Annotated in this window: 2 protein-coding genes; one reads left to right on the top strand and one right to left on the bottom strand. The window is 72.6% G+C overall.

Annotation, left to right across the window (positions count from 1 at the left end):
• Window positions 1-721 (bottom strand): TetR/AcrR family transcriptional regulator (locus ACFVGY_RS08125; protein WP_385672822.1); only part of this gene is annotated, 721 nt, incomplete at its 3' end.
• Window positions 722-880: 159 nt separating this feature from the next.
• Here ACFVGY_RS08125 and ACFVGY_RS08130 point away from each other — a divergent pair.
• Window positions 881-2,074: a cytochrome P450 gene (locus ACFVGY_RS08130; RefSeq protein ID WP_385672825.1), complete on the top strand. Its 1,194-nt coding sequence runs from the start codon at window positions 881-883 to the stop codon at window positions 2,072-2,074.
• The last annotated feature ends 244 nt before the right edge of the window (window positions 2,075-2,318 follow it).

The raw sequence follows: 2,318 nt of genomic DNA on the forward strand, positions 1-2,318 counted from the left end.
CGCGGGCGCCGCCCCCGGGCCGCGCGGCGGGGGGCCGCCCGCGGCGGCCGCCGAGACGGGCTTCGAGGCCGTCGAGGATGGCCTCCACACCGAACTCGAACTTCCGGCGCGCCACCTCGGCCGGATCCAGGTCCGCCTGCGCCTCCAGGCGGGCCCGCAGCCGCGGGTACTGCGCCGCGATCCCGGTCGCCCACGTGACGACGTCCTCGACGGTGCCGCCCTCCTCGCCGCGGCCCGGGCGGATCCGGGCCCGCACCATCGCCGCCTTGACCGCGTCGTCGATGGCCGCCCCCGCCAGGAAGGTGAACGCGGTGTTCACCGCCCAGTCGAGGTCCGGCCCGGTGAAGCCGGCGGCCTCGTAGATCGCGTAGCTGTGGTCCTGGAGGCCGGCCATTCCGTGGCCGTAGACGAAGTGCGTGCTGACGGCGGTGATGAGCCAGGGGTGCCGCAGGGTCATGCCGTGGGCGTCGTGCACCAGGGCCCGCGCGGCGGCGCGCCAGCCGACCTCGGCCGGGTCCAGCCGCTCGATCTCCCCCCAGACGCGGTCGGCGGCGAGGACGACGAGGTTCTCCTTGTTCCCCACGTGCCAGTACATGGCGGTGGGTGCCGACCCGAGCTCCCGGCCCAGCTTGCGCATGCTCAGGCCGTCGATCCCCTCGGCGTCGAGCAGGTCGATGGCGGCCCGGACGATCTGGTCGCGGCTCAAGGTCTCTCGGGGCATGGGCTCAGCGTAGTGGAGGTCTTGCACGCCGTTCAATCCCTCTCTTGCACGCCGTGCAATTCCTGTTCTACGGTGAGGGCGCGCGCAGTTGCACGCCGTGCAATTCGTTGATCGGCACGCCCGCACCGGCTGCCGCCGTCCATCCGCAACGGGGGAACCATGACCGAGTTACCGCTGACCGCCCTGCCCACCGCCCGCCCCGCCGGCTGCCCCTTCGACCCGCCCCGCGAACTCGCCGAGCTGCGCGCCCGGCGCCCCGTCAGCCGGATGACCTATCCCGACGGCCACGAAGGCTGGCTGGTCACGGGCTACGGCCCGGCCCGGGCGGTCCTCGCCGACCCCCGGTTCAGTTCGCGCTACGAGCTGATGCACCTCCCGGTACCGGGCGGCCCCGAAGGCACGCTGCCCCCGGCGCCGGTCGGAGACATGACCGGAATCGACGCCCCCGAGCACACCCGCTACCGGCGGCTGCTCGCCGGCCGGTTCACCGCCCGCCGCATGCGCCTGCTCACCCGGCGGGTCGAGGAGATCACCGCCGAACACCTGGAGGCCATGGCGGCAAGCGGCACCGAGACCGACCTGGTCGCCGCGTTCGCCCAGCCCATCCCCGCCCTCGTCATCTGCGAACTGCTCGGGGTCCCGTTCGCCGACCGCGAGACCTTCCAGCGCCACGTCCACACCCTGATGAGCCTGGACGCGAGCCCCGAGGACCGGATCGCGGCCATGACGGGGATGCAGCAGTACATGCTCGACCTGGTCCGCACCAAGCGGGCCGCCCCGACCGACGACCTGCTCAGCGACCTGACCGCCAGTGACCTCACCGACGAGGAACTCGCCGGCCTCGGCGGCTTCCTGCTCGGCGCCGGCCTCGACACCACCGCGAACATGCTCGCCCACGGCACGTTCGCCCTGCTCACCCATCCGGAGCAACTCGCCGCCCTGCGTGCCGATCCGGACCTCGCCGACAGCACCGCCGAGGAGCTGATGCGCTACCTCAGCGTCGCCCACACCATGGTCCGGGTGGCCCTGGAGGACATCGAACTGGACGGCTGCACCATCAGGGCGGGGGAGACCGTCACGCTGTCCGTCGAGGCCGCCAACCGCGACCCGGAGCGCTTCGCCAACCCCGACACCCTCGACGTCCGCCGCAAGGCCACCGGACAGCTCGGCTTCGGCCACGGCATCCACCAGTGCCTCGGCGCCCAACTCGCCCGCGTCGAGATGTGCGTGGCCCTGCCGGCCCTCGTCCGCCGCTTCCCCGCGCTGCGCCTGGCCGTACCGGCCGCTGACGTCCCGCTGCGCACCGGCATGAACATCTACGGAGTGCACCGGCTCCCGGTCGCCCTCGCGTGACGGTGCGCTGCCGCAGCGCTGCGCCGCACCGCCGCCGCACCGCCGCCGCGGCCCCGGCAGCAGTGCCGGCGCCGCGGCGGCCGCACACGCGGTGGACCACCACCACCCCCACCACCACCCCCCCCTGTTCAATCATAAGCATTAATAAGAGCTTAAGCATGTTATCGTGGGATAGGAGATGTGTATCAGAGACCGCCGCACAGCTGGCCAACTCCGTCGGTGACGGCGCATACTACGTCTGTTC

The organism is Streptomyces sp. NPDC127106, from assembly GCF_042677605.1.
Classification (GTDB): Bacteria; Actinomycetota; Actinomycetes; order Streptomycetales; family Streptomycetaceae; genus Streptomyces.